The sequence below is a fragment of the Amycolatopsis methanolica 239 genome, assembly GCF_000739085.1.
GTDB lineage: Bacteria > Actinomycetota > Actinomycetes > Mycobacteriales > Pseudonocardiaceae > Amycolatopsis_E > Amycolatopsis_E methanolica.
Genome location: NZ_CP009110.1, coordinates 4472912 through 4492660, shown reverse-complemented (window position 1 = coordinate 4492660; position 19749 = coordinate 4472912). Strand labels below are relative to the sequence as shown.

At 72.5% G+C, this 19749-nt stretch carries 17 protein-coding genes and 5 pseudogenes; 9 read left to right on the top strand and 13 right to left on the bottom strand.

Annotation, left to right across the window (positions count from 1 at the left end; translation table 11 throughout):
• Positions 1-191: 191 nt before the first annotated feature.
• Complete coding sequence (locus AMETH_RS21830; RefSeq protein ID WP_223842901.1) at positions 192-1748, top strand: carboxylesterase/lipase family protein; 1557 nt, start codon at positions 192-194, stop codon at positions 1746-1748.
• Between the two features lie 320 nt (positions 1749-2068).
• Entirely contained in the window at positions 2069-3067 is a 999-nt protein-coding gene (locus AMETH_RS21825; protein WP_017983286.1) for an LLM class flavin-dependent oxidoreductase, read from the top strand.
• A gap of 110 nt (positions 3068-3177) precedes the next feature.
• Here the strand turns inward: AMETH_RS21825 and AMETH_RS21820 are convergent, their stop codons facing one another.
• The 9 genes and pseudogenes from AMETH_RS21820 to AMETH_RS40605 form a co-directional block, all read right to left on the bottom strand.
• Complete coding sequence (locus AMETH_RS21820; protein ID WP_017983285.1) at positions 3178-3774, bottom strand: metallophosphoesterase family protein; 597 nt, start codon at positions 3772-3774, stop codon at positions 3178-3180.
• A gap of 435 nt (positions 3775-4209) precedes the next feature.
• Entirely contained in the window at positions 4210-4410 is a 201-nt protein-coding gene (locus AMETH_RS21815; protein WP_017983284.1) for a DUF3072 domain-containing protein, read from the bottom strand.
• Positions 4411-4439: 29 nt separating this feature from the next.
• Positions 4440-6161, bottom strand: coding sequence for an aminotransferase class V-fold PLP-dependent enzyme (locus AMETH_RS21810; RefSeq protein WP_017983283.1), 1722 nt, complete (start codon positions 6159-6161; stop codon positions 4440-4442).
• A pseudogene (locus AMETH_RS21805) lies at positions 6161-6655 on the bottom strand (amino acid ABC transporter ATP-binding protein); the annotation flags it as partial. The gene AMETH_RS21810 and the pseudogene AMETH_RS21805, both read right to left, overlap by 1 nt.
• Positions 6615-7514, bottom strand: a pseudogene (locus AMETH_RS37140) (amino acid ABC transporter permease); the annotation flags it as partial. The pseudogenes AMETH_RS21805 and AMETH_RS37140, both read right to left, overlap by 41 nt.
• The gene (locus tag AMETH_RS21790; RefSeq protein WP_038532277.1) at positions 7501-8445 is read right to left on the bottom strand and encodes an ABC transporter substrate-binding protein; all 945 of its coding nucleotides are present in this window, start codon (positions 8443-8445) and stop codon (positions 7501-7503) included. The pseudogene AMETH_RS37140 and the gene AMETH_RS21790, both read right to left, overlap by 14 nt.
• An 84-nt stretch (positions 8446-8529) precedes the next feature.
• Entirely contained in the window at positions 8530-9312 is a 783-nt protein-coding gene (locus AMETH_RS21785) for a polysaccharide deacetylase family protein (RefSeq protein WP_017983278.1), read from the bottom strand.
• Positions 9313-9403: 91 nt separating this feature from the next.
• Positions 9404-10051 carry a hypothetical protein gene (locus tag AMETH_RS40610; protein WP_017983277.1) on the bottom strand — a complete coding sequence of 216 codons (648 nt, stop codon included), beginning with the start codon at positions 10049-10051 and terminating at the stop codon, positions 9404-9406.
• Positions 10052-10301: 250 nt separating this feature from the next.
• Positions 10302-10679: pseudogene (locus tag AMETH_RS40605) on the bottom strand (glycosyltransferase family 39 protein); the annotation flags it as partial.
• A gap of 429 nt (positions 10680-11108) precedes the next feature.
• On the opposite strand from AMETH_RS40605, the gene AMETH_RS38130 reads away from it, so the two are divergent.
• Positions 11109-11294: a hypothetical protein gene (locus AMETH_RS38130; protein ID WP_017983276.1), complete on the top strand. Its 186-nt coding sequence runs from the start codon at positions 11109-11111 to the stop codon at positions 11292-11294.
• Between the two features lie 389 nt (positions 11295-11683).
• Here the strand turns inward: AMETH_RS38130 and dinB are convergent, their stop codons facing one another.
• The gene (gene dinB / locus AMETH_RS21770; RefSeq protein WP_081617711.1) at positions 11684-12877 is read right to left on the bottom strand and encodes a DNA polymerase IV; all 1194 of its coding nucleotides are present in this window, start codon (positions 12875-12877) and stop codon (positions 11684-11686) included.
• 58 nt (positions 12878-12935) lie between these two features.
• Between dinB and AMETH_RS21765 the strand changes: the two are divergent.
• The 4 genes and pseudogenes from AMETH_RS21765 to AMETH_RS40600 all read left to right on the top strand — a co-directional run.
• Positions 12936-13506: pseudogene (locus AMETH_RS21765) on the top strand (DinB family protein).
• Positions 13507-13535: 29 nt separating this feature from the next.
• Complete coding sequence (locus AMETH_RS21760) at positions 13536-13934, top strand: MerR family transcriptional regulator (protein WP_017983273.1); 399 nt, start codon at positions 13536-13538, stop codon at positions 13932-13934.
• Positions 13931-14272 carry a thioredoxin gene (gene trxA, locus AMETH_RS21755; protein WP_017983272.1) on the top strand — a complete coding sequence of 114 codons (342 nt, stop codon included), beginning with the start codon at positions 13931-13933 and terminating at the stop codon, positions 14270-14272. Before AMETH_RS21760 ends, trxA begins: the two co-directional genes overlap by 4 nt.
• Positions 14209-14415, top strand: a pseudogene (locus AMETH_RS40600) (DUF2243 domain-containing protein); the annotation flags it as partial. The gene trxA and the pseudogene AMETH_RS40600, both read left to right, overlap by 64 nt.
• A gap of 45 nt (positions 14416-14460) precedes the next feature.
• On the opposite strand, the gene AMETH_RS21750 reads toward AMETH_RS40600, so the two are convergent.
• Together AMETH_RS21750 and AMETH_RS21745 are read right to left on the bottom strand one after the other, a co-directional pair.
• A complete protein-coding gene (locus tag AMETH_RS21750) occupies positions 14461-14895 on the bottom strand; it encodes a limonene-1,2-epoxide hydrolase family protein (protein ID WP_017983271.1) in 435 nt (144 codons plus the stop codon).
• Positions 14896-14911: 16 nt separating this feature from the next.
• The gene (locus AMETH_RS21745; protein WP_017983270.1) at positions 14912-15847 is read right to left on the bottom strand and encodes a TauD/TfdA dioxygenase family protein; all 936 of its coding nucleotides are present in this window, start codon (positions 15845-15847) and stop codon (positions 14912-14914) included.
• A 144-nt stretch (positions 15848-15991) separates the two neighbouring features.
• On the opposite strand from AMETH_RS21745, the gene AMETH_RS21740 reads away from it, so the two are divergent.
• Both AMETH_RS21740 and AMETH_RS21735 read left to right on the top strand, forming a co-directional pair.
• The gene (locus tag AMETH_RS21740) at positions 15992-17650 is read left to right on the top strand and encodes an NAD(P)/FAD-dependent oxidoreductase (protein WP_017983269.1); all 1659 of its coding nucleotides are present in this window, start codon (positions 15992-15994) and stop codon (positions 17648-17650) included.
• Positions 17647-19071: an ATP-binding protein gene (locus tag AMETH_RS21735; RefSeq protein ID WP_017983268.1), complete on the top strand. Its 1425-nt coding sequence runs from the start codon at positions 17647-17649 to the stop codon at positions 19069-19071. Before AMETH_RS21740 ends, AMETH_RS21735 begins: the two co-directional genes overlap by 4 nt.
• Before the next feature lie 241 nt (positions 19072-19312).
• Here the strand turns inward: AMETH_RS21735 and AMETH_RS21730 are convergent, their stop codons facing one another.
• The gene (locus AMETH_RS21730) at positions 19313-19717 is read right to left on the bottom strand and encodes an ATP-binding protein (RefSeq protein ID WP_017983267.1); all 405 of its coding nucleotides are present in this window, start codon (positions 19715-19717) and stop codon (positions 19313-19315) included.
• Positions 19718-19749: the final 32 nt, after the last annotated feature.

Sequence of the window (19749 nt, the reverse complement as noted above, 5' to 3'; positions counted from 1 at the left end):
TGTTCGGCCAAATGTCGCAACGGCCCCTCTGCTGTGGTCGGCGAACTGTTCCCGGGTGGTCACCGAGAGTCCCCCGGTTAATGGCGGGTGAATGGGCAATGCGTCGACGTGGGTAAAACGACCCGCGCTGCCGGGGAAAACCGAATTCCGGTATTGGTCGGTGAAACATTTTCCGGCGGCGCGGAATCCACATGCGACCACCGTTTCCGCGCCGTCTAGGCTGCACCGGTGACGACGAGACCGGTGGCCGCCCGACCGTGACGCGCCTGCTCCTGCTCCTCGCCGTCGTCCTGGCCGCCTGCGCGGCGCCCGCGCCCGCCCCGCCGGACGTCGTGTCCCTCGCCGCCGGGCAGGTCCGTGGCACGGTGGACGGCGGCCACCGGTTGTTCGAAGGCATCCCCTACGCCACCGCGGCGCGCTGGCAGCCACCCGCGCCCGCTCCCGTGTGGACCGGTGTGCGGGACGCCACCACGCCGGGCCCGCGGTGCCCCCAGCCTGGTGCGGCGGGCAGCGAGGACTGCCTGTTCCTGAACGTGACCACGCCGAAAGCCGCCGTCGGGCCGCTCCCGGTGCTGGTCTGGATCCACGGCGGCGCGTTCGTCGGCGGCAACGGCGACTCCTACGACGCGCGGGACCTGGCCGGGCGCGGGCTGGTGGTCGTCACCGTCAACTACCGGCTCGGCGCGCTCGGCTGGCTCGCGCACCCGGCGCTCGCGCACGACGGCGGCACCGGCAACTTCGGCCTGCTCGACCAGCAGGCGGCGCTGCGGTGGGTGCGGGACAACATCGCCGCGTTCGGCGGCGACCCGGCGCGGGTCACCCTCGCCGGCGAGTCCGCCGGGGCGATGTCGGTGTGCGACCACCTGGTCTCGCCGGGCTCGGCCGGGCTCTTCCACGCCGCGATCGTCCAAAGCGGACCGTGCCAGGCAAACGCACCGGCCACTGTGGCGGAAACGGCGAGCACGGCGTACGCGGCGGGACTCGGCTGCGCGGATCCGGCCACCGCCGCCGCGTGCCTGCGTGCCCTGCCGCCGTCCCGGCTGCTCACCCCGCCGCGCTACTACGACCTCGCCGGGGTCCCGGTCGCGGGCCCGGTGACCGGCGGCGGCGCGCTGCCCGTCAACCCGGTCGACGCGATGCGCGACGGCGCCGCGGCGAAGGTGCCGGTGCTCGTCGGCGTGACGCGGGACGAGTTCACCCTGTTCCTGGCGCAGCAGTACGCGGCGACCGGGCAGACGGTCACCGCCGACGGCTATCCGGCCGCGCTGGCGCGCGTGTTAGGGGCGGACGCCGCGGCCGTGGCCGCCGAGTACCCGCTCGCGGCCCACGGCGGCTCGGCCCCGCGCGCGCTGGCGGCGGCGCTCACCGACGCCGCGTTCGCGTGCCCGGCACGGGACATGGCGGGAGCGCTGTCCCGCACGGGCCCGGTCTACGCCTACGAGTTCGGCGACTTGCGGGCCCCGGTCCCGGACACGCTGTCGCGCACGCCGTTCCCGCTCGGCGCCGCGCACAGCCTGGAGCTGTCCTACCTGTTCGGCGGCGACGCGCCGTTCGACGACGGGCAGCGGCGGTTGTCGGCGCGGATGGTGGCCGACTGGGCGTCGTTCGTGCGCACCGGCGCGCCCGGCCCGGACTGGCCGCGCTACGACCCGGCGCACGAGCAGGTGCGCGCGCTCGCGCCGGACGGCCCTCGCACGATCGGTGACTTCGCCGCGGCGCACCACTGCGGGTTCTGGCGGGGCCGCTAGGTTCTGTTTCTTCAGCGGCGGAAGCCGCTTGCGGTGGGTCGTCCACGGCACCGCCGCGGGGTTTGAACGGGCGGAGCCGCGCGGAGCGTGTCCGTTGAGGGTGGTGGTGGGTGACGCAGATGGAGGCCGTCACGCGCAGCGTGTCCGTTGAGGGTGGTGGTGGGTGACGGGTGGGCGGGTTCCTGGCGAGGACAGCGCCGACGGGTGGTCGGCCTGCCGCGCGCAGCGCGACCGTGAGGGGTGGTAGCAGGCTGGCGGGAGGGGCCGCTGCCCGCACCGCCACGCAAGCCACTTCCGAAACACGCGCTAGGTTCGCCGTCATGCGGTTCGGGGTTTTCGTCCTCGCCGGACGGTTTCCGGGGCAGGACGACGGGGAGGTGCTCGCGCGGTCGCTGGACGTCGTCGAGCGCGCGGAGGCGGCGGGGTTCGACGACGCGTGGGTCGCCGAGCACCACTTCATGTCCTACGGGGTGTGCCCGTCGGCGGTGACGTTCGCCGCGCACGCGCTGGGCCGGACGCGGCGGATCACGGTGGGGACGGCGGTGAGCGTGCTGTCGAGCGCGCACCCCGTCGCGCTGGCCGAGCAGGCCGCGATGCTGGACCGGGTGTCCGGCGGGCGGTTCCGGCTCGGCGTCGGTCGCGGCGGGCCGTGGGTGGACCTCGAAGTCTTCGGCACCGGGCTGGACCGGTACGAGCGAGGGTTCGCCGAGGGGCTGGACCTGCTGGCGCAAGCGCTTTCCTCGGCCACGGTGGGCGCCGCGGGCGAGTTCTTCGCGTTTCGCGACGTGCCGCTGGTGCCGCGGCCGGTGTCGCTGCCGCCGGTGACCGTGGCGTGCACGTCGCGGGAGACGGTGGAGCTGGCGGCGGCGCGCGGACTGCCGATGCTGCTGGGGATGCACATCGGCGACGAGGAGAAGGCCGCGATGGTGGCGCACTACGGGAAGGCGGCAGCCGCGGCCGGGCAGGACCCCTCGGCGCCGCACGTGTCGGCGGTGCTGGCGCACGTGGGCGACTCCCGCGCGGCCGCGGAGGCCGAGCTCCGCGCGTCGATGCCGGGCTGGCTGCGGGAGGGGCTCGCCGGGTACGTGCCGGTGGACGGCCGCCCGTACCGCCCGCGCGACGCGGCGGAGTACACGGAGCTGCTGTGCCGGCTGCACCCGGTCGGCAGCCCACGCGCGTGCGCCGACCGGCTGGCCGCGGCGGCGGAGCGGACGGGCATCGCGCACACGATCCTGTTCGTCGAGGGCGCCGGCGCGCGGGAGCGGGTGCTGGCGAACGTGACGCGGCTCGGCGCGGAGGTCCTGCCGCTGCTCCGCTGAGCCCGCCGGCAACGGAAAATGGGCCCGTTCCCCGATGGACAGGGGGAGCGGGCCCGTTTCCGTCAGTGCTGCCCGTGGTCGGACAGGTGCGCGCCGCCGCCGTCTTCGGGCTAGACGAGGTCGTGGGTGGTGAGGATCGTCGGCAGCCCCCGGTGCGCGTCCAGGACGCCCTTCGTCCAGGCGATCCCCGCGTCCGAGACGCGCCAGTCCAGCGCGAGCAGCAGCCACTGCCGTCCGGCGGCGCGGAAGATGTGGAAGCTGTTGTATCCGTCGGGCGAGGAACCCTGGTAGGTGACCGAGTGGGCGAAACGGCGCGGGCCGAACGTCCGCAGGTAGGGCGTGTCGCCGCGCTGGTCGTCGCCGGAGACGTCGTGGTTGCCGCCGAGGACGCTGTAGGGCATGCGGCCGTCGATCGTGCGGAAGACGTCGTCGGCGAGGCGCATCTCGGTCGCCGTGTCGTGCTCGGTGACGTCGCCGAGGTGCGCGAGGAAGACGATGCCGTCCTCCCGGCGCCGGTCGATGACGTGGCGGAAGGTCGCCCGGACCGGCTCGGGGTCGGAGCCGCCCTCGTCGAAGAGGTATTGGCCGTCGGGCACGACCGCGAGGGTGAAGCGCGGGCTCTCGGCGTCGGCCGGACCGCCCGCCGCCTCGGCGGCCTGAGCGGGCTGCGCGCCGAGCACGGCCGCCGCCGCGACGGGGGTGCCCACCGCGGCCTGCAGCAGGGCCCGGCGAGCGAGACCGGGGAAGGGGTTGTGTCGGATACACCGCCTCCTGGGCTGAAAAGTCGCGCCCAGCCTGGTGATCAGGTCTGACGTCCCGATGTCCCCTCGTGGAACGATCCCCACCCGTGCGATGAACCTTCCCGCACCCACGCGAACCCCTGCCCCGAAGTTCCCGCGCCACCTGCCCACTCGCCCCACGCTCACGGGCGCGAGTCCCACGTTGGCGGGCGCGAGTCCCACGTTGGCGGGCGCGAGTTCCGCGCTCACGCCCGCGAGTGTCGCTTTCGGGTTCCTGAGCCACCACGCCGGCGGCCGTGGGCGGGCACCCCGGGCGCGTCCCAGACGCGGAGGCCCCGCCCGCAAGGGCGGGTTGCTCGCTGGCGCCCGGACCGGCGCCCAACCCCGGCGCCGGTCCGGCGCTCAGCTGTCCGTGCCGCGGCCGGTCTTCTCCTGCAGCCGGTCGATGAGCTGCGACGCCTCGGCCTTGGTCAGGTCCGCCGGCAGCTCCTCACCGGCCTCGCGAGCCAGTGTCTGCAGGTACGAGCGCTGCGGGCCGGTCATCTGCTCCTCACCCGTCGTCCAGTCCTGCGGGTCCTTCTCCGGGTTCTGCGGTCCGGTCACCCCTGCCTCTTACCCCGGAGAAGGACCGATCATGCCTCGGCGCGGATTTCGTTCAGGTAGTTGTAGATGGTGTAGCGGGTGACCTCCAGTTCACCGGCGAGGAAGTCCACCGCGTCCTTGATGAGGAAGAACCCCGCCTCGTCGAGTTCCCGCACCACCGCGGCCTTGTGCTTCTTCTTCATCAGCCCCACCGGGATCCCCGCCTGCGCGACCGCCCGGTCGACCAGGAACCGCTGCAGGCTGTCCACGTCCGGCGGGAAGCTTTCGGCCCGCATCTCGCTCGCCGGCCCCTGCGTCACCTCGCTGTTCACGCACAGGCAGCCGATCGCCACGCCGTCCGGATCGCGCAGGAAGATCGTTGACGAGCGGATCGGCCTGCCGTCCGGGCCGTGGGTCTCGTAGTTGGTCAGGTCGTGCGTCGTGCCGCGGCGGACCAGCCCGAGCAGCAGGTCCGTCATTGGCCCGCCGGGTTCGCGGCCGGTGATCCCGCCCGCGATGGCGACGATCGAGTCGGGCAGCTTGGACAGGTCGTGCAGCACGACCTCGTTGCCGGGGCCGAGCATCGCGGCCAGCCCGCTCACCGCCGGGACCAGCGCGGACAGCACCGAGTCTGTGGCGGCCGCGGACGGCACCCGGCTGGCGGGCAGCGGGCGGGACAGATGCTCCAGCGCGGTGCGGACGGCCTCGACGGCCGACACCGGCGTGGACGCGTGTGGGGACAGCCGCACGTGTTCGGTGCGCACGGTCGCCGCGATGCCCTCCGCGGCCAGCACCGCCCCGACCCGTTCCGCCGGGTGTCCGGGCAGGCTGAACGCGAGGATCCCGGCGCGCCGGTCGGTCGCCGATACGATCTCCGCGCCGAGCGAGCGCAGCATCTCCTCCAGTTCGCCCACGCGCTCGGCGATGCGCGACTCGATGGCCGCGACCCCGGCCTCCTCGACCAGCTCCAGCGCCGCGGCGAAGGCGCCCGACGTCACGGGGCTCAGGTTGCTCACCGACCACGACGCCGCGAACTCCGCCGGCGGGTGGATCTCGTCGTCGAACAGCCCGGCGTCGTGCGCGCCGGTCCAGCCCGACAGCACCGGCCGCATCCGCTCCAGCGCCCGGTCCGACAGCACCGCGAACCCGGTGCCCCAGCCTGCGCGCAGCCACTTCTGGCCGCCGACGACCAGCACGTCCGCCGCGTCCCACGGCGCGTCGACCACCCCGAAGCCCTGGATGCCGTCGACCACGAGCAGCCGGTCGCCCACGGTTTCGCGCAGCGCGGCGAGGTCCGCGCGGTAGCCGGTGCGGAAGTCGACCGCGCTGACCGACACCACCGCCGTGTCCGGGCCCAGTTCCGTCGCGACGACCTCCGGGGTCACGTGGCGGCAGCGTATCCGCCGCAGCGTGATCCGCCCGGCCTCCTCGGCCCGCGCCCACGGGTAGGTGTTGGCCGGGAACTCCGCGGCCGACACCAGCACCTCGCCCGCCGGGGCGTTGAACGCGGCCTGGAACAGGCCCTGGCTGGTGTGGGGCAGCAGGACGACGTGGTCGGTGTCGGTGCCGCACAACCGCGCCACGGCCGCCTTCGCGCGGATCTCCTGCCGCATCAGGTCGTCCACTGTGGACGGACCGGCCTTGCCCGAAGCGTGCAGCAGGCGCGCGGTGGTGTCCACGACGGCGTGCGAGGGCGGGCCGTAGCGGGCGAAGTCCAGGTAGCCGGCGGGCTCGTCGAACTGGAGCAGGTAGCTGGGCGAGATCCTGGCCATCAGAGGATGCGCGCCAGGAACTGACGGGTGCGCCTGTGCTCCGGCGCGCCCAGGACCTGCGCGGGTGGCCCGGTCTCCACGACCGCGCCGTCGGCCATGAAGACGACCTCGTCGGCCACCTCCCGCGCGAACCCCATTTCGTGTGTCACGACGACCATTGTCATCCCTTCGGCCGCGAGCGAGGTCATCACCTCCAGGACCTCGCCGACCAGTTCCGGGTCCAGCGCCGAGGTCGGCTCGTCGAACAGCATCAGCTTCGGTTTCATGGCCAGCGCCCGCGCGATCGCGACGCGCTGCTGCTGGCCGCCGGAGAGCTGGTCGGGGTGGGCGTCGGCGCGGTGCGCGAGGCCGACCCGGTCCAGCAGGCCCAGCGCGGTGCGACGGGCCTCGGCGGGGGACACCCCACGCACCCGGACCGGGCCCTCGGTGACGTTCTGCAGCACGGTGCGGTGCGCGAACAGGTTGAACCGCTGGAACACCATGCCGATGTAGCGCGGACCGCTGGTCGCCCGCGAACGCGCGTTCCAGGTAGTGCTGGCCGACGCTGGCGACGGTGACCACGACCATGTACCAGATCGCGGCCGCCAGCAGCGTCTCCATGACCAGCAAGTTGTTGGACGAGATGTTGTTGGCCGCGTGGATCAGCTCGGTCACGCCGATCACCGACGCCATCGAGGTGCCCTTGAGCATGTTGATGAAGTCGTTGCCGGTCGGCGGGATGATCACCCGCATCGCCTGCGGTAGCACGATCCGCCGCAGCGTCATGGCCGGGGTCATGCCGATCGACTTCGCCGCCTCGGTCTGCCCGCGGTCGACGCTGTTCAGGCCGGCGCGCACGATCTCGGCCATGTAGGCGCTTTCGTTGAGCGCGAGGCCGAGCAGCGCGGCGACGAACGCGCTGACGACGACGTTGGTCGGCTCGTGCACCAGGTAGCCGCCGCCGAACGGCAGCGGGATCGAGACGAACTCGAACACCAGCGCCAGGTTGAACCAGATCAGGATCTGCAGCAGCACCGGCAGTCCGCGGAACAGCCAGATGTAGACCGCGGCGACGACACGCGCGACCGGGTTGGCCGACCGGCGCATCAGCGCGATCACCACGCCGATGACGATCGCCACGGTCTGCGCGATCACCGCGAGCAGGACGGTGTTGAGCAGGCCGGCCAGCATCACGTGGTACCACAGGAACTCCGGCACCGTGTCGTACTGGATCTGCGCCTGCGCGAGCACCACGCCGAGCCCGGCGAGCAGGGCGACGATGACTACCGCCGACACCCAGCGACCCCAGTGCCGCAGGCGCACGATGGGCAGTTCGGCCTGCGGCGCCCGGGTGGTCAGGTCAGCTTCCGGCATTGACGGTCACCTTCGTGATCGCGCCCTGCTTGACGCCCCACGCGTCGAGGATCCGGCCGTACGTGCCGTCGTCGACGAGCGCCCTCAGTGCGGCGGCGACGGCGTCGCGCAGCTGCGGGTTGGCCTTGTTGACGCCGATGCCGTACGGCCCGCCGTTGATCGGCTCGCCCGGCACCACCTCGAAGAACTCACCGCCGCCCGCGTTCTTGCTGACGTAGGCGGCGGTCGGCAGGTCGTTGAGGATGGCCGCGACGCGGCCGGTGCGCAGCTGGTTCTGGTTCTGCGAGTCGCTGTCGGTGGCCGTCGTGGTGACCTCCGGCTTGCCGGCCTGGACGCACTTGGCGCTCTGCTCGGCGGCGAAGGTCTGGTGGCTGGTGCCCTGCACGACCGCGACGGTGTTGCCGCACAGCGAGTCCGGGCCGGTGATGCCGTCCGGGTTGCCCTTGCGGACCATGATCGTGATGCCGGAGGTGAAGTAATCCACGAAATCGATCTGCTGCTGGCGGGCCTGCGTGTCGTTCATCCCGGCCATCGTCAGGTCGAGGCGCCCGGACTGCAGGCTGGTGATCAGCGAGCCGAAGGCCATGTCGGTGTGCTGGACGGTCAGGCCCAGCTTGGCCGCGACGGCCTTGGCGATGTCCACCTCGAACCCGACGGGCGTCTTGCCGTCGGCGGAGTAGAAGTTGTTCGGCGCGGACTGCATGTTCGAGCCGATGTTGAGCTTGCCTGCCTGGGCGACCGGAGCAGGCAGGCCCGCGGCGAGCTGCGGGTCCTTGGTGACGCCCTGCAGGATCGCCGCGGTGTCCGGCACGCCCGATCCGGTGGTGGCGGCGTCCCCGGCGCCGTCGGACCCGCCACCGCAGGCTGCCGTGAGCAGCAGGCAGCCGACTACCAGCGCGCCCCAGCGCGTCACCCGTGACCTCGCAGACATCGCATCTCCTCACCCGATCGAACGATGAGCAGGGACGCTACAACTGCGTGTTGAAGGCGTCAACTGTGAGTTGAAATCCGTGGGTCAGGTGGCCGGGAAGTCGAACTGGTACCCCTGCGCGACGAGCCACGGCAGCAACTCGGCGAGGGCGGCGACGGTCTGCCGCCGCTGGCCGCCGCCGTCGTGGAGCAGGATCACCGCGCCGGGGTGCACGGCCTGCCGCACCGTCGCCACGATCGCGGGCGAGCCCGGAAGCGTCCAATCGCGCGAATCGACCGACCAGCCCAAAGGTGCCATCCCTTCGCGGGAAGCGATCGCGATGATCGTTTCCGACCAGTTGCCACCGGGCGCGCGGAAATAGGGAACCGGAACGTCGCCGTCGGCCGCGAGCCGCAGATCCGCCAGCGCTCCGGTGATGTCCGCGGAAATGCGCGCCTCGTTGCGTTTCGCGAGTTCTTCGTCGTGGCTGACCGTGTGGTCGCACAGGCGCATTCCCCGCCGCACGACCAATTCCACCAGTTCCGGGTGGCGGCGCACCTGCGCGCCGACCATGCAGAAGGTGGCCACGGCGCCGTGCTGGGTGAGCAGGTCGAGGATCTGCGGTGTGTAGGCGGGATCGGGGCCGTCGTCGAAGGTCAGCGCCACGAACCGGCCGGGTCGGGCGGTCGTCCGGACGGGCGGGCCGGGCGCGGGCGGCGGGGTGGAGGTGGCGCGGACCGGTTGTCCGGGTTCGGGCTGGGATGCGACGGGACTGCCTTCGGCGCCGGACCAGGACAGCGAAATGATCAGTGAGATCGTCACGAGCACCACGGAGATCAGGACGGCCCAGCGGTAGCAGTACGGCGGGCGCAGCACCTGATAACGCATGGGCACCTCCACGAATCGCGGCGTCGCCCGCGCACCATAGAGTGAAAAGTGCCTCGATCGGGGGAATTCCGGGCGTGTCCGAAAAGGCGGATCAGTAGAAGTGTCGTAGTTGCGGCCAGAGTTCCGACCACGGCCGGGTGAGCACGCCGCAGACGGTGACGACGGTGCCCTGTTCGTCGTTGTCGAGGCCGAGCCCGTTGTCGTGTTCGGCGGCGACGCGGCAGTCGTGGACGCCGGCCATGGTGGTCGCGCCGACCAGGACGACCGGGCCGGTGTGGCTGTCCGGCGGCGGGCCCCAGTCGGCGAAGGACATGTGGCCGGAATAGGGCTGCGGCAGCCCGAGGTCCGGGCCGTAGCGCTCGATGGCCCCGGCCTGGCCGTAGTTGCGCGTCAGGATCACCGCCGTGGCCCGCTGCGGCTCCGGGGTCTGCTGCCAGACCCCGGCTACCGTCGCGGTGAACTCCGGCCAGCCGACCTGCTCGCCCTCTTCCTTGTTCATCGCCAGCACCGGGTTCAGCCCGCCCGGCGGCAGCACCGGCAGCGCCACGACGAGCGACATCGCGGCCCCGAGCACCACGAGGGCGCAGGCCAGGGCACGCCGGGCCGCGCGCCGTCCGCAGGCGAGCCAGCGCACGGTGGGTTCGGCGCCCGCGGCCATCAGCAGCACCAGCAGCGGGATCGAGTAGTACGGCTTGCCGCCGAGGACCAGCAGTTCCACGCACACCACGTAGTAGGCCACGACGAGCGCGCGGGCCCAGCGCAGCCGCGGGTCGCGCCGAGAGCCGCACCATCCCGGCGATCCACGCTGGCACCAGCACCGGCGACAGGTAGACCAGTTGGAGCGGGACGAACAGGATGCGGTTCTCGGCGCCGTCGTCCTCGCTGATGCCGCCCGCGACGGTGAGCAGCGGCCAGCCGTGCGTGGCCTGCCACCACACGACCGGCGCGGCGAGCACCGCGGCGACGAGGATGCCCGCGGGGAGCCACGCGCTGCGGAACACGTGCCGCGGCCCGGTCACGAGCACGGCTACCCCGACCGCGGAGAGGAGCAGCAGGACCAGCCACTTGTTGGCCAGGCCCACCCCGGCGACCGCGCCGATCGCGAGCCACCACCGGCCGTCGCCCGTGCGCAGCAGCCGTAGCGCCAACAGCCCGATCGCCACCCACGCCAGCAGGTCGAAAGTCGCGGTGCCGAGCATGTGGCCGACGACGAGGACGAACGAGGACAGCGCCGCCGCGCCCGACGCGAGGGTCTGGGCGCTGCGCCCGCCGCTCACCTCGCGGGCGGCGAGCGCGACGAGGAGGACGGCGGCGAGCGCCGCGACCGTGGCCAGCGCGCGGACACCGGCCGGGCTGTCGCCGTACATGGCGGTTCCGGCCCTGGCGAGCAACGGTGTGACCGGCGGCTGGCCGACATATCCCCAGGCGAGCCGCTTCCCCGCGGCGAGGAAGTGCAGCTCGTCGCGGTGGAACCCGTACCGCCCGGACAACAGGCTGAGCACGAGGGCCTGCACCACGAGCACGACGCCCACTGGCCCGGCGGCGAATTGGGGGGGCGGCCCGCGCCGCGGTTCCCGTCACGTGGTGACCCACGTGGGTGCGGTGGGGCCGGGTTGTGGGGCGGTGCGGGGTGGAGGCGCGGCGGTGCGGGGTGGCTTCGCAGTGGTGTGGGGTGGCGGCGCGGGGGTGCGGGGTGGTCGTGCGGCGGTGCGGAGCGGGCGCGCGGTCGTGCGGGGTGGAGGCGCGGTGGTGCCGCCCCCTTCAGGGGAGTGCGCGGCGGGTAGCCGCCGGGTGGGATGTTTGACAGCGGCCGGTCCGGAACACCGGCCGGCACGGCCGAGCTGTCCGGCACGGCCGAGCTGTCCGGCACGGCCGAGCTGTCCGGCACGGCCGAGCTGTCCGGCACGGCCGAGCTGTCCGGCACGGCCGAGCTGTCCGGCACGGACGAACTGTCCGGCACGGCCAACCTTCCGCTGCGGTGACCGCGAACCGGGAGCGCTCCCATCGCGCTGCGGAACCTGCTCGATTTCTCGGTCATGCCGCACTCCCCGCCCCGGGCGGGCACGCGCCCGCAAGCCCCCGCGGTGGCCCCCCCGCCCGGGGCGGCGCAAGGCTCCAAACGGTCGCACCTGCCGCTCCGTCCGCTGTGAACACCCGGGCACACTCGCCGCCCCCACCAACGCTTGGGCACATTCCGCCGCCCCACCACCAGTGCGCGGGCACACCCACCGCTCCACGGACACCGGGCGTGCCCCTCCATTACCACCGACGCCATGCCCTCCGTGTCACCGCGACCACGGGCGTTTCCTGTCGCTCCACCCCCGGACCATGCCCCTCCGCCACCACCCGGGCACGTGTCCTGATAGGACGGTCACTGATCGGGCAACAGGGGCACCGTCGGGTCGTCGTCGCGGCCGAGGAGCATCGCCCGGGTCACCGCTTTCGACCCGTAGCGGTCGCGCACCTGGTCCAGCGCGGCGTCGAGTGCGTCGGGCTGGTGTTCGCCGAAGGGCAGCTCCAGTTGCAGCGGCGTGTCGTCGTCCAGGTTGGACAGTGCGAGGCCGATCAGCGTGATCCCCTGCTCGCGGATCATCGGCATCGCCGCGGCCAGCAGACCCCGCGCGGTGGCCAGGATGTCCTCGGTGTGCGCCGTCGGGTGCGGCACCGTCTGCGACCGCGTCGCGCGGGTGTAGTCGGCGAAGCGCATCCGCAGCACCACCGTCCGGCACACCCGGTGCGCGGTCCGCAGCCGCCGCGCCAGCCGGTCCGTCAGCGCCGCCAGCATCTCGTCCAGCTCATCCGGCGACCGCGCCCGCCGCCCTAACGCCCGCTGCGCCCCGATCGACCGCCGCCGCCGTCCGACGACCACCGGGCGCGGATCCCGGTTGTGCGCCAGCGCGAACAGGTGCCGCCCGCCGGCCCGCCCCAGCAGCGCCACCAGTTCCGCCTCGCCCCGCTCGGCGACCTGCCCCACCGTCCGTATCCCGCGCGCGTGCAGCTTCTCCGCCGTCACCTTCCCCACGCCCCACAACCGCTCGACCGGCAGCGGGTGCAGGAACTCCAGCTCGCGGTCGTGCGGCACGACCAGCAGCCCGTCCGGTTTCGCCACCCCGCTGGCGACCTTCGCGAGGAACTTCGTGCGCGCCACCCCGACCGTGATCGGCAGCCCGACCCGCTCCGCGACCGCCCGGCGCAGATCGGCCGCGATCCGGCTGGGTGTGCCGGAAATCCTGGCCAGTCCGCCGACGTCGAGGAACGCCTCGTCGATCGAGAGCCCTTCCACCAGCGGCGTAGTGTCCTCGAACACCGCGAACACCGCCTTGCTCGCCGCGCTGTAGGCCGCCATCCGCGGCGGCACCACCACCGCCGCCGGGCACAGCCGCAGTGCCTGCGCGCACCCCATCGCGGTGCGCACCCCGCGCGCCTTGGCCTCGTAGCTCGCCGCGAGCACCACCCCGCCGCCGACGATGACCGGCCGCCCGCGCAGCGACGGGGCGTCACGCTGCTCGACCGACGCGTAGAACGCGTCCAGGTCGGCGTGCAGGATCGGGCCCTCGTTCGTCACGAACACATGTTCGCACTCACCCCCGACAATTTCCCGGTCCGCGGGGAAGGCCGTCCGCATGACCGAGACCGATCCGAAGGACGATCTGCACCACTACCTCCTGCAGGCGCGCGAGGTGATGCTCTGGAAGCTCGAGGGCCTCTCCGAGTACGACCTGCGCCGCCCGATGACGCCGACCGGAACCAACCTGCTCGGTCTGGTCAAGCACCTCGTCGGCTGCGAACTCGGGTACTTCGGCGCCACCTTCGGACGCCCGTTCGGCCGCGAACTGCCCTGGCTCACCGTCGACGCGCCCGACGCCGACATGTGGGCGCGCGCGGACGAGTCCAGCGCGGAGATCGTCGCGCTACCGCCAGGCCTGGGCGCACGCCGACGCCACCATCGGTGCGCTCGCGCTGGACGCCGTCGGGCACATCCCGGGCCGGGAGCCCGTCACCCTGCACCGGGTCCTCGTGCACATGATCGCCGAGACGTCCCGCCACGCCGGGCACGCGGACATCATCCGCGAACTCGTCGACGGCGCCGCCGGGATGCGCCGCGACACCGGCAACCTGCCGGACGCCGACGCGCAGTGGTGGGCGGACTACCGGGAGCGCCTGGAGCGGGTCGCGCGCGAATCCTTGCCTTGACGTCACCGGCAACCTTTACGCTCGATCACATGCGAATCGGGGAGCTGGCGCAGCGGGCCGGGACGACCACGCGCGCGCTGCGGTTCTACGAGTCACAGGGGCTGCTGTCCGCGCGGCGCGCGGCCAACGGCTACCGCGAGTACGGCGAGGACGACTTCCGGCTCGTCCGCGAGATCCAGACGCTCCAGGCGGTCGGGTTCAGCCTCGACGACACCCGGCCGTTCGTGGAGTGCCTGCGGGCGGGCCACGAGACCGGGGACTCGTGCGCCGACTCGATCGAGGTGTACGAGCGCAAGCTCGCCGAGGTCGAGGCCTGCCTGGACCGGTTGCAGGCCGTGCGCGACGGCCTGCGCGCCAAGCTCACCGAAGCGCTCGACCGAGAGCCCGGCCCGTGCCGGGTCACCACATCCTTCGAGGAGTCCCGATGACCACCACCGCCGCCGCCGTGCTCGCCGTGACCGACGAGACCTTCGAGGCGGAGGTGCTGCGCCACGACGGGCCCGTGCTGATCGATTTCTGGGCGCAGTGGTGCCCGCCGTGCCACATGATCGCGCCGGTGCTCGCCGAGATCGCCGCCGAGCGCGCAGGCGATCTGACCATCCGCGAGATCAACTCCGACGAGAACCCCCGCACCGCGCGTGACCTGCAGGTGATGTCGCTGCCAACGCTGGTGCTGTTCCGCGACGGCGAGCGGGTGGCGCAGTGGGTGGGTGCGCGGCCCAAGGCCCGGTTGCTCGCCGAACTCGACGCGGCACTGAACCCGTAACCCGCGCGTTCGTCCTGGGCGGCGTCGGGATCGCGGCGTTCCCCGACGAGCCGGTGTGCCATCAGTTGCCGCACCGGCACCACTTCCACGACAAGTCCACTCCGGACGCCGGGCTGGTGCCCGACGGGCTGTTCGGCTGGTTCGCCACCGTACTCGGCCTGGGCGTGGACGCCGTCGAGATACCGGCGTCAGTCCCGCAGGCGCGCGCGGGCGACCAGCGTCGACACCCCGGTCACGGCGGCCCTCCCGGCGCCGCGCACGCTCGAGGCGAGCACGGTCGCCCAGTCGAAGTAGTCCCGCCACAACACGATCCGGCCGTCGCGCACCTCGAACGTGCCGCACACCCAGAACCGCGTGTCCCAGGACCCGACGCGCAGCACGTCGGTCCGCTCGGTGAGCACGATCGGGCCGTCGGCCGCGATGTGGTGCACGCGCGCCTCGAAGCCGATGTGGTAGCGGCTGAGCAGGCGCAGCTGCTTCTCCACGGCCGCGACGCCACGCGCCGGGGGCAGCGGGACGTTCTGGTACACCACCTCCGGGGCGGCGAAGCTCAGCGCGCCTTCCACGTCGTCGCGTTCGAGGGCCGTCAGGAACGAGGTGACCGTGCTCTTCGGGTCCGGCATGGCCCCAGGCTAACGGTCAGAAGGGACGATCACCGGCGATCGCGACGCGCTCCGCGATCCGCGGGTGCGGGTGGTAGTCGTTGACCGCGTAGTGCTGCGTCGCGCGGTTGTCCCAGAACGCGACCGTGTCCGGGCGCCAGGAGAACCGCACCTGGTACTCCGGCACGTGCGCCTGCGCGAACAGCAACCGCAGCAGGCGGTCGCTCTCCGCGCGGTCCATGCCGACGATGTGCGTGGTGAAGGCCTGGTTGACGAACAGCGTCTTCCGCCCGGTCTCCGGGTGCACGCGCACGACCGGGTGCTCGACCGGCGGGAAGCGGTCCTGCCAGCGCGCCAGCAGGTCGTGGTCGGCGAAGCGGGCGAAGCCGGGCACGAAGTCGTGCACCGCGCGCAGGCCGTCGATCCGTTCGCGGACGTCGGCAGGCAGGTTGTCGTAGGCCGCGGCCATGTCGGCCCACAGCGTGTCCCCGCCCAGCGGCGGCACCTCGACCAGTCGCAGGACCGAGCCGAGCGCGGGCTCCGGGCGCCAGGTGGTGTCGGCGTGCCAGATGTTCTCGAAACCCGGCATCCCCGCGCCGCGCGCGAACCGGGTGACCTCGTCGGAGTCGCCGGCAGGCAGGAACGGGTTGGTCTCCAGCGGGCCCCAGTTGCGCGCGAACGCCCGCTGCTGCTCCGGGGTGATGCGCTGGTCGCGGAAGAACAGCACCTTCCACTCCAGCAGCGCGCGGTTCAGCTCGTCGCGCAGCCGCGGGGTGAGGGGCCTGCTGAGGTCCACGCCGGTGATCTCGGCGCCGATCACCCGTCCCAGCGGGCGCGAGGTGAACATCTCGTACTCGCGCGAGTGTGCATCTTCGTGAAGTCGCGAGAGGAGCCGCGGACCCTCCAGGATGCCGTCCGCGGGGACCTCGGCGGAGCGCAGGGCGCGGACGCGTTCGGGCAGCTCGACGGACATTTTCACGGACCTCCCGCAGCGATCGTGGACGAGCTCCGATCGTCGCGGCGGACGGCCGCGAGCGGCAAGGTGCGTCCAGTATGTGGTCCCCTCGTGCGGGAAAGTTCTGACCCCGGAACGTTTCCAGGCCGTAGTGTTTGCGGCGTGAGCCTGCCCATCCTCATGACCGTCGACGACGACCCGGCCGTGTCCCGGTCGGTCGCCCGCGACCTCCGCCGTCGTTACGGCCAGGACTACCGCGTCGTGCGCGCCGCCTCCGGCGCGGACGCGCTCGAGGCCCTGCGCGAGATCAAGCTGCGCGGGGACGCCGTCGCGGCCATCCTCGCCGACTACCGCATGCCGCAGATGGACGGCATCACCTTCCTGGAGCAGGCGATGGACCTGTTCCCGTACGCGCGGCGCGCCCTGCTGACCGCCTACGCCGACACGGACGCGGCGATCCAGGCGATCAACGTCGTCGATGTCGACCACTACCTCCTCAAGCCGTGGGACCCGCCGGAGGAGAAGCTGTACCCGGTGGTCGACGCGCTGGTGGACGCGTGGCGCGCGGCCGGCGACCGGCCGGTCGATGAGACGAAGGTGATCGGGCACCGCTGGTCCTCGCCGTCCTACAAGGTGCGGGACTTCCTCGCCCGCAACTCGGTGCCCTACCGGTGGTACTCCGTGGAGGAACCGGAGGCCTGCCGCCTGCTCGAAGCCGCGGGCTGCGCCGCCGACGACATCCCGGTGCTGATCACCGCGGACGGGACGGTGCTGCGCAAACCGGACGGCGAGCAGATCGCCGACGCCGTCGGGTTGTCGACGCGGCCCGCCTCGGAGTTCTACGACCTGGTCGTGATCGGCGGCGGCCCGGCCGGGCTCGGCGCGGCCGTCTATGGCGCATCGGAAGGGCTGCGCACGGTCCTGGTCGAGCGCCGCGCGACCGGCGGGCAGGCCGGGCAGAGCTCGCGGATCGAGAACTACCTCGGCTTCCCGGACGGGGTGTCCGGGGCGCAGCTGACCGACCGGGCCCGCCGCCAGGCCCAGAAGTTCGGCGCGGAGGTGCTGACCGCGCGGGACGTGACCGGTCTGGAGGCCCGCGGCTCGGCGCGGGTGGTGCGGTTCGGCGACGGCAGCGAGATCGCGGCGCACGCCGTCGTTCTCGCCACCGGCGTGTCGTACCGGGCGCTGGAGGCCGAGGGCGTGGCCGAGCTGACCGGCCGCGGCGTGTTCTACGGCTCGGCTGCCACCGAGGCGCCCGAGTGCGCGGGCGAGCACGTCTACATCGTCGGCGGCGCCAACTCCGCGGGGCAGGCCGCGGTGTTCTTCTCCCGCTACGCCAAGGAGGTCTCGATCCTGGTGCGTGGGCCGTCGCTGCAGGCGTCCATGTCGCACTACCTCATCGAGCAGATCGAGGCGATCGACAACATCCACGTCCGCACCCGCACCACCGTGGTGCGCGCGCACGGCACCGGCCACCTCGAAGAGCTGACCCTGTGCGACGAGGAGCAGGGCATCACCGAGACGGTGCCGACCGGGCACCTGTTCGTGTTCATCGGCGCGGCGCCACGCACCGAGTGGCTGGGTGACGACGTGCTGCGCGACGAGCACGGTTTCGTGTGCACGGGCCCGGACCTGATGGTCGACGGCAAGCGACCGCCGGGGTGGGTGCTCGACCGGGACCCGCACCACCTGGAGTCGTCCATTCCCGGTGTGTTCGTGGCCGGGGACGTCCGCTCGCAGTCGGTCAAGCGCGTCGCCTCGGCGGTCGGCGAGGGCGCGATGGCCGTGTCGCTCGTGCACCGCTACCTGGAGGCACGATGAGCGAGCCGCAGCTGACCCGCGAGTTCCTACGGGAGTTGTTCCTGTTCACCGATCTCTCGGACGCCCAGCTCGACTGGATCCTCGGCCACGCCAAGCTCGAGCAGTACGCCGCGGACACCGCGATCATCAACGAGGGTGACCCGGCGACCTGCTTCTACGTGCTGCTGTCCGGCGCGCTGCGGATGACGCGGCTGGTGGGCGGCAGCGAGGTGGAGACCGTCCGGTCCGACCAGCGCGGCGCCTACTGCGGGGCGACGCAGTTCTTCTACGGGCAACAGCAGCAGCGCTACGGCGCCTCGGTGTACGCGGTCACCGACCTGGTGTTCCTGACGTTGCCTGCGAAGGAGTTCGCCGACGAGTTCCGCAGCTGGTTCCCGATGGCCACGCACCTGCTGGAGGGTTCGTACCTGGGCTGGCGCAACACCGACGCGCTGATCGGGCAGCGGCGGCGGCTGCTCGCGCTCGGCGAGATGTCGGCGGGGCTGACCCACGAGCTGAACAACCCGGCGGCCGCGGCGGTGCGCGCCACCGCGGCGCTGCGCGAGCGGGTTGCCGGGATGCGGCACAAGCTGGCGATACTGGCGAAGCGGGACATCGAGCCCGATCTGCTGGAGCTGCTGCTCGACGTGCAGGAGCGGCTGGTGAAGCAGGTGGCCGACGCGCCTCCGCTGACCGCGATGCAGCAGGCCGACCGCGAGGACGAGATCGGCGACTGGCTCGAAGAACGCGACATCGAGCAGGGCTGGGACCTGGCCCCGATCTTCGTCGCGGCCGGCCTGTCCGCGGAAAGCCTCGACCACGTCCTGGAGTCGGTCGGCGACGGCCTGCTGGACGGCGCCCTGCGGTGGCTGGCGTACGCGCTGGAGACCGAGATGCTGATGGGGGAGATCGAGGACTCGACGACTCGCATTTCGGCGCTGGTCGGTGCGGCGAAGCAGTACTCGCAGATGGACCGGGCGCCGCACCAGTGGATCGACGTGCACGACGGTCTGGATTCGACGCTGGTGATGCTGGCGGGCAAGATGGGAACCGGGGTCAAGGTCGTCAAGGAGTACGACCGTTCGCTGCCGACGGTGCCGGCGTACGCGGGCGAGCTGAACCAGGTGTGGACGAACATCATCGACAACGCGGTCAGCGCCATGGACGGCACGGGCACGCTGACGCTGCGCACCAGCCGCGACGGCGACCGGGTGGTGGTCGAGATCGGCGACACCGGCCCTGGCATCTCGGCGGAGACCAAGCAGCGGATCTTCGAGCCGTTCTTCACGACGAAGCCCGTGGGGGAGGGCACGGGCCTCGGGTTGGACATCTCGTGGCGCATCGTGGTGGACCGCCACCGAGGCGACCTGCGAGTCGAGTCCGAACCGGGCAACACCCGTTTCCGGGTCTACCTCCCGACGACGGAACAAGCCTCCGAGTGACGGTGAGTCGCTCTGCCCCAGCGGCGGAGCGGCACCCCGTCCGGGGGGACAGGCCGGCCCAACGGCCCCCACATCTGAACGAGGGTGCCGCGCGGGCGGCACCACCCCACGGCACCCCGCGCCTGCCCGACTTCGATCGCGCAAGCGAACGGGGCGGTCAGCGCACGTGCCCCGTCGCGCCACCGGGCACCGGGCCCGATCGGCCTGTGTATCTGGTGCTGCTTTCCACCGGCGCCCACGGCTAGCGGGCCTGCGCGGTTTCCCTCCGCAGCCGCACCGGGGTGGGCGGCACCGGCCAGCGCATTCGCACCGTCGTGCCCTCCGGGCCTGGCGCGATCTCCGCCCGGTCGGACAGCGCGTGGATCAGCGGCAGCCCCCGGCCGTGCAGGGGGCCGGGGTCCGCGGCGGGCGGCTGCCACCGCCCCTGGTCGCTCACCGTGACGTCCACCGCGTTGCCGCGCAGCTCAGCGGACAGCTCCAGCGGGCCATCGGCGCGGGCGGGGTACGCGTGGGTCACCACGTTGATCATGGCCTCGTAGGCCGCGAGCGCCATCGCATCGGTGGTGGCGTCGGGCAGTTCCACGGCGTTCGCCCACTGGGTGAGGACGTGCCTCAAAGTCGTCGCGTTGCGCGAGCGCGCCGTCACCAGTCGGTGGAGGCGTTGGTCTCCGGCGTGCA

Coding starts and splice junctions, on each gene's coding strand:
- AMETH_RS21760 (WP_017983273.1), top strand. CDS start 13,536: ATGCGAATCGGGGAGCTGGCGCAGCGGGCCGGGACGACCACGCGCGCG.
- AMETH_RS21790 (WP_038532277.1), bottom strand. CDS start 8,445: ATGTCTGCGAGGTCACGGGTGACGCGCTGGGGCGCGCTGGTAGTCGGC.
- AMETH_RS21735 (WP_017983268.1), top strand. CDS start 17,647: ATGAGCGAGCCGCAGCTGACCCGCGAGTTCCTACGGGAGTTGTTCCTG.
- trxA (WP_017983272.1), top strand. CDS start 13,931: ATGACCACCACCGCCGCCGCCGTGCTCGCCGTGACCGACGAGACCTTC.
- AMETH_RS38130 (WP_017983276.1), top strand. CDS start 11,109: ATGTTTGACAGCGGCCGGTCCGGAACACCGGCCGGCACGGCCGAGCTG.
- AMETH_RS21825 (WP_017983286.1), top strand. CDS start 2,069: ATGCGGTTCGGGGTTTTCGTCCTCGCCGGACGGTTTCCGGGGCAGGAC.
- AMETH_RS21750 (WP_017983271.1), bottom strand. CDS start 14,895: ATGCCGGACCCGAAGAGCACGGTCACCTCGTTCCTGACGGCCCTCGAA.
- AMETH_RS21785 (WP_017983278.1), bottom strand. CDS start 9,312: ATGCGTTATCAGGTGCTGCGCCCGCCGTACTGCTACCGCTGGGCCGTC.
- AMETH_RS21745 (WP_017983270.1), bottom strand. CDS start 15,847: ATGTCCGTCGAGCTGCCCGAACGCGTCCGCGCCCTGCGCTCCGCCGAG.
- AMETH_RS21810 (WP_017983283.1), bottom strand. CDS start 6,161: ATGGCCAGGATCTCGCCCAGCTACCTGCTCCAGTTCGACGAGCCCGCC.
- AMETH_RS21830 (WP_223842901.1), top strand. CDS start 192: ATGCGACCACCGTTTCCGCGCCGTCTAGGCTGCACCGGTGACGACGAG.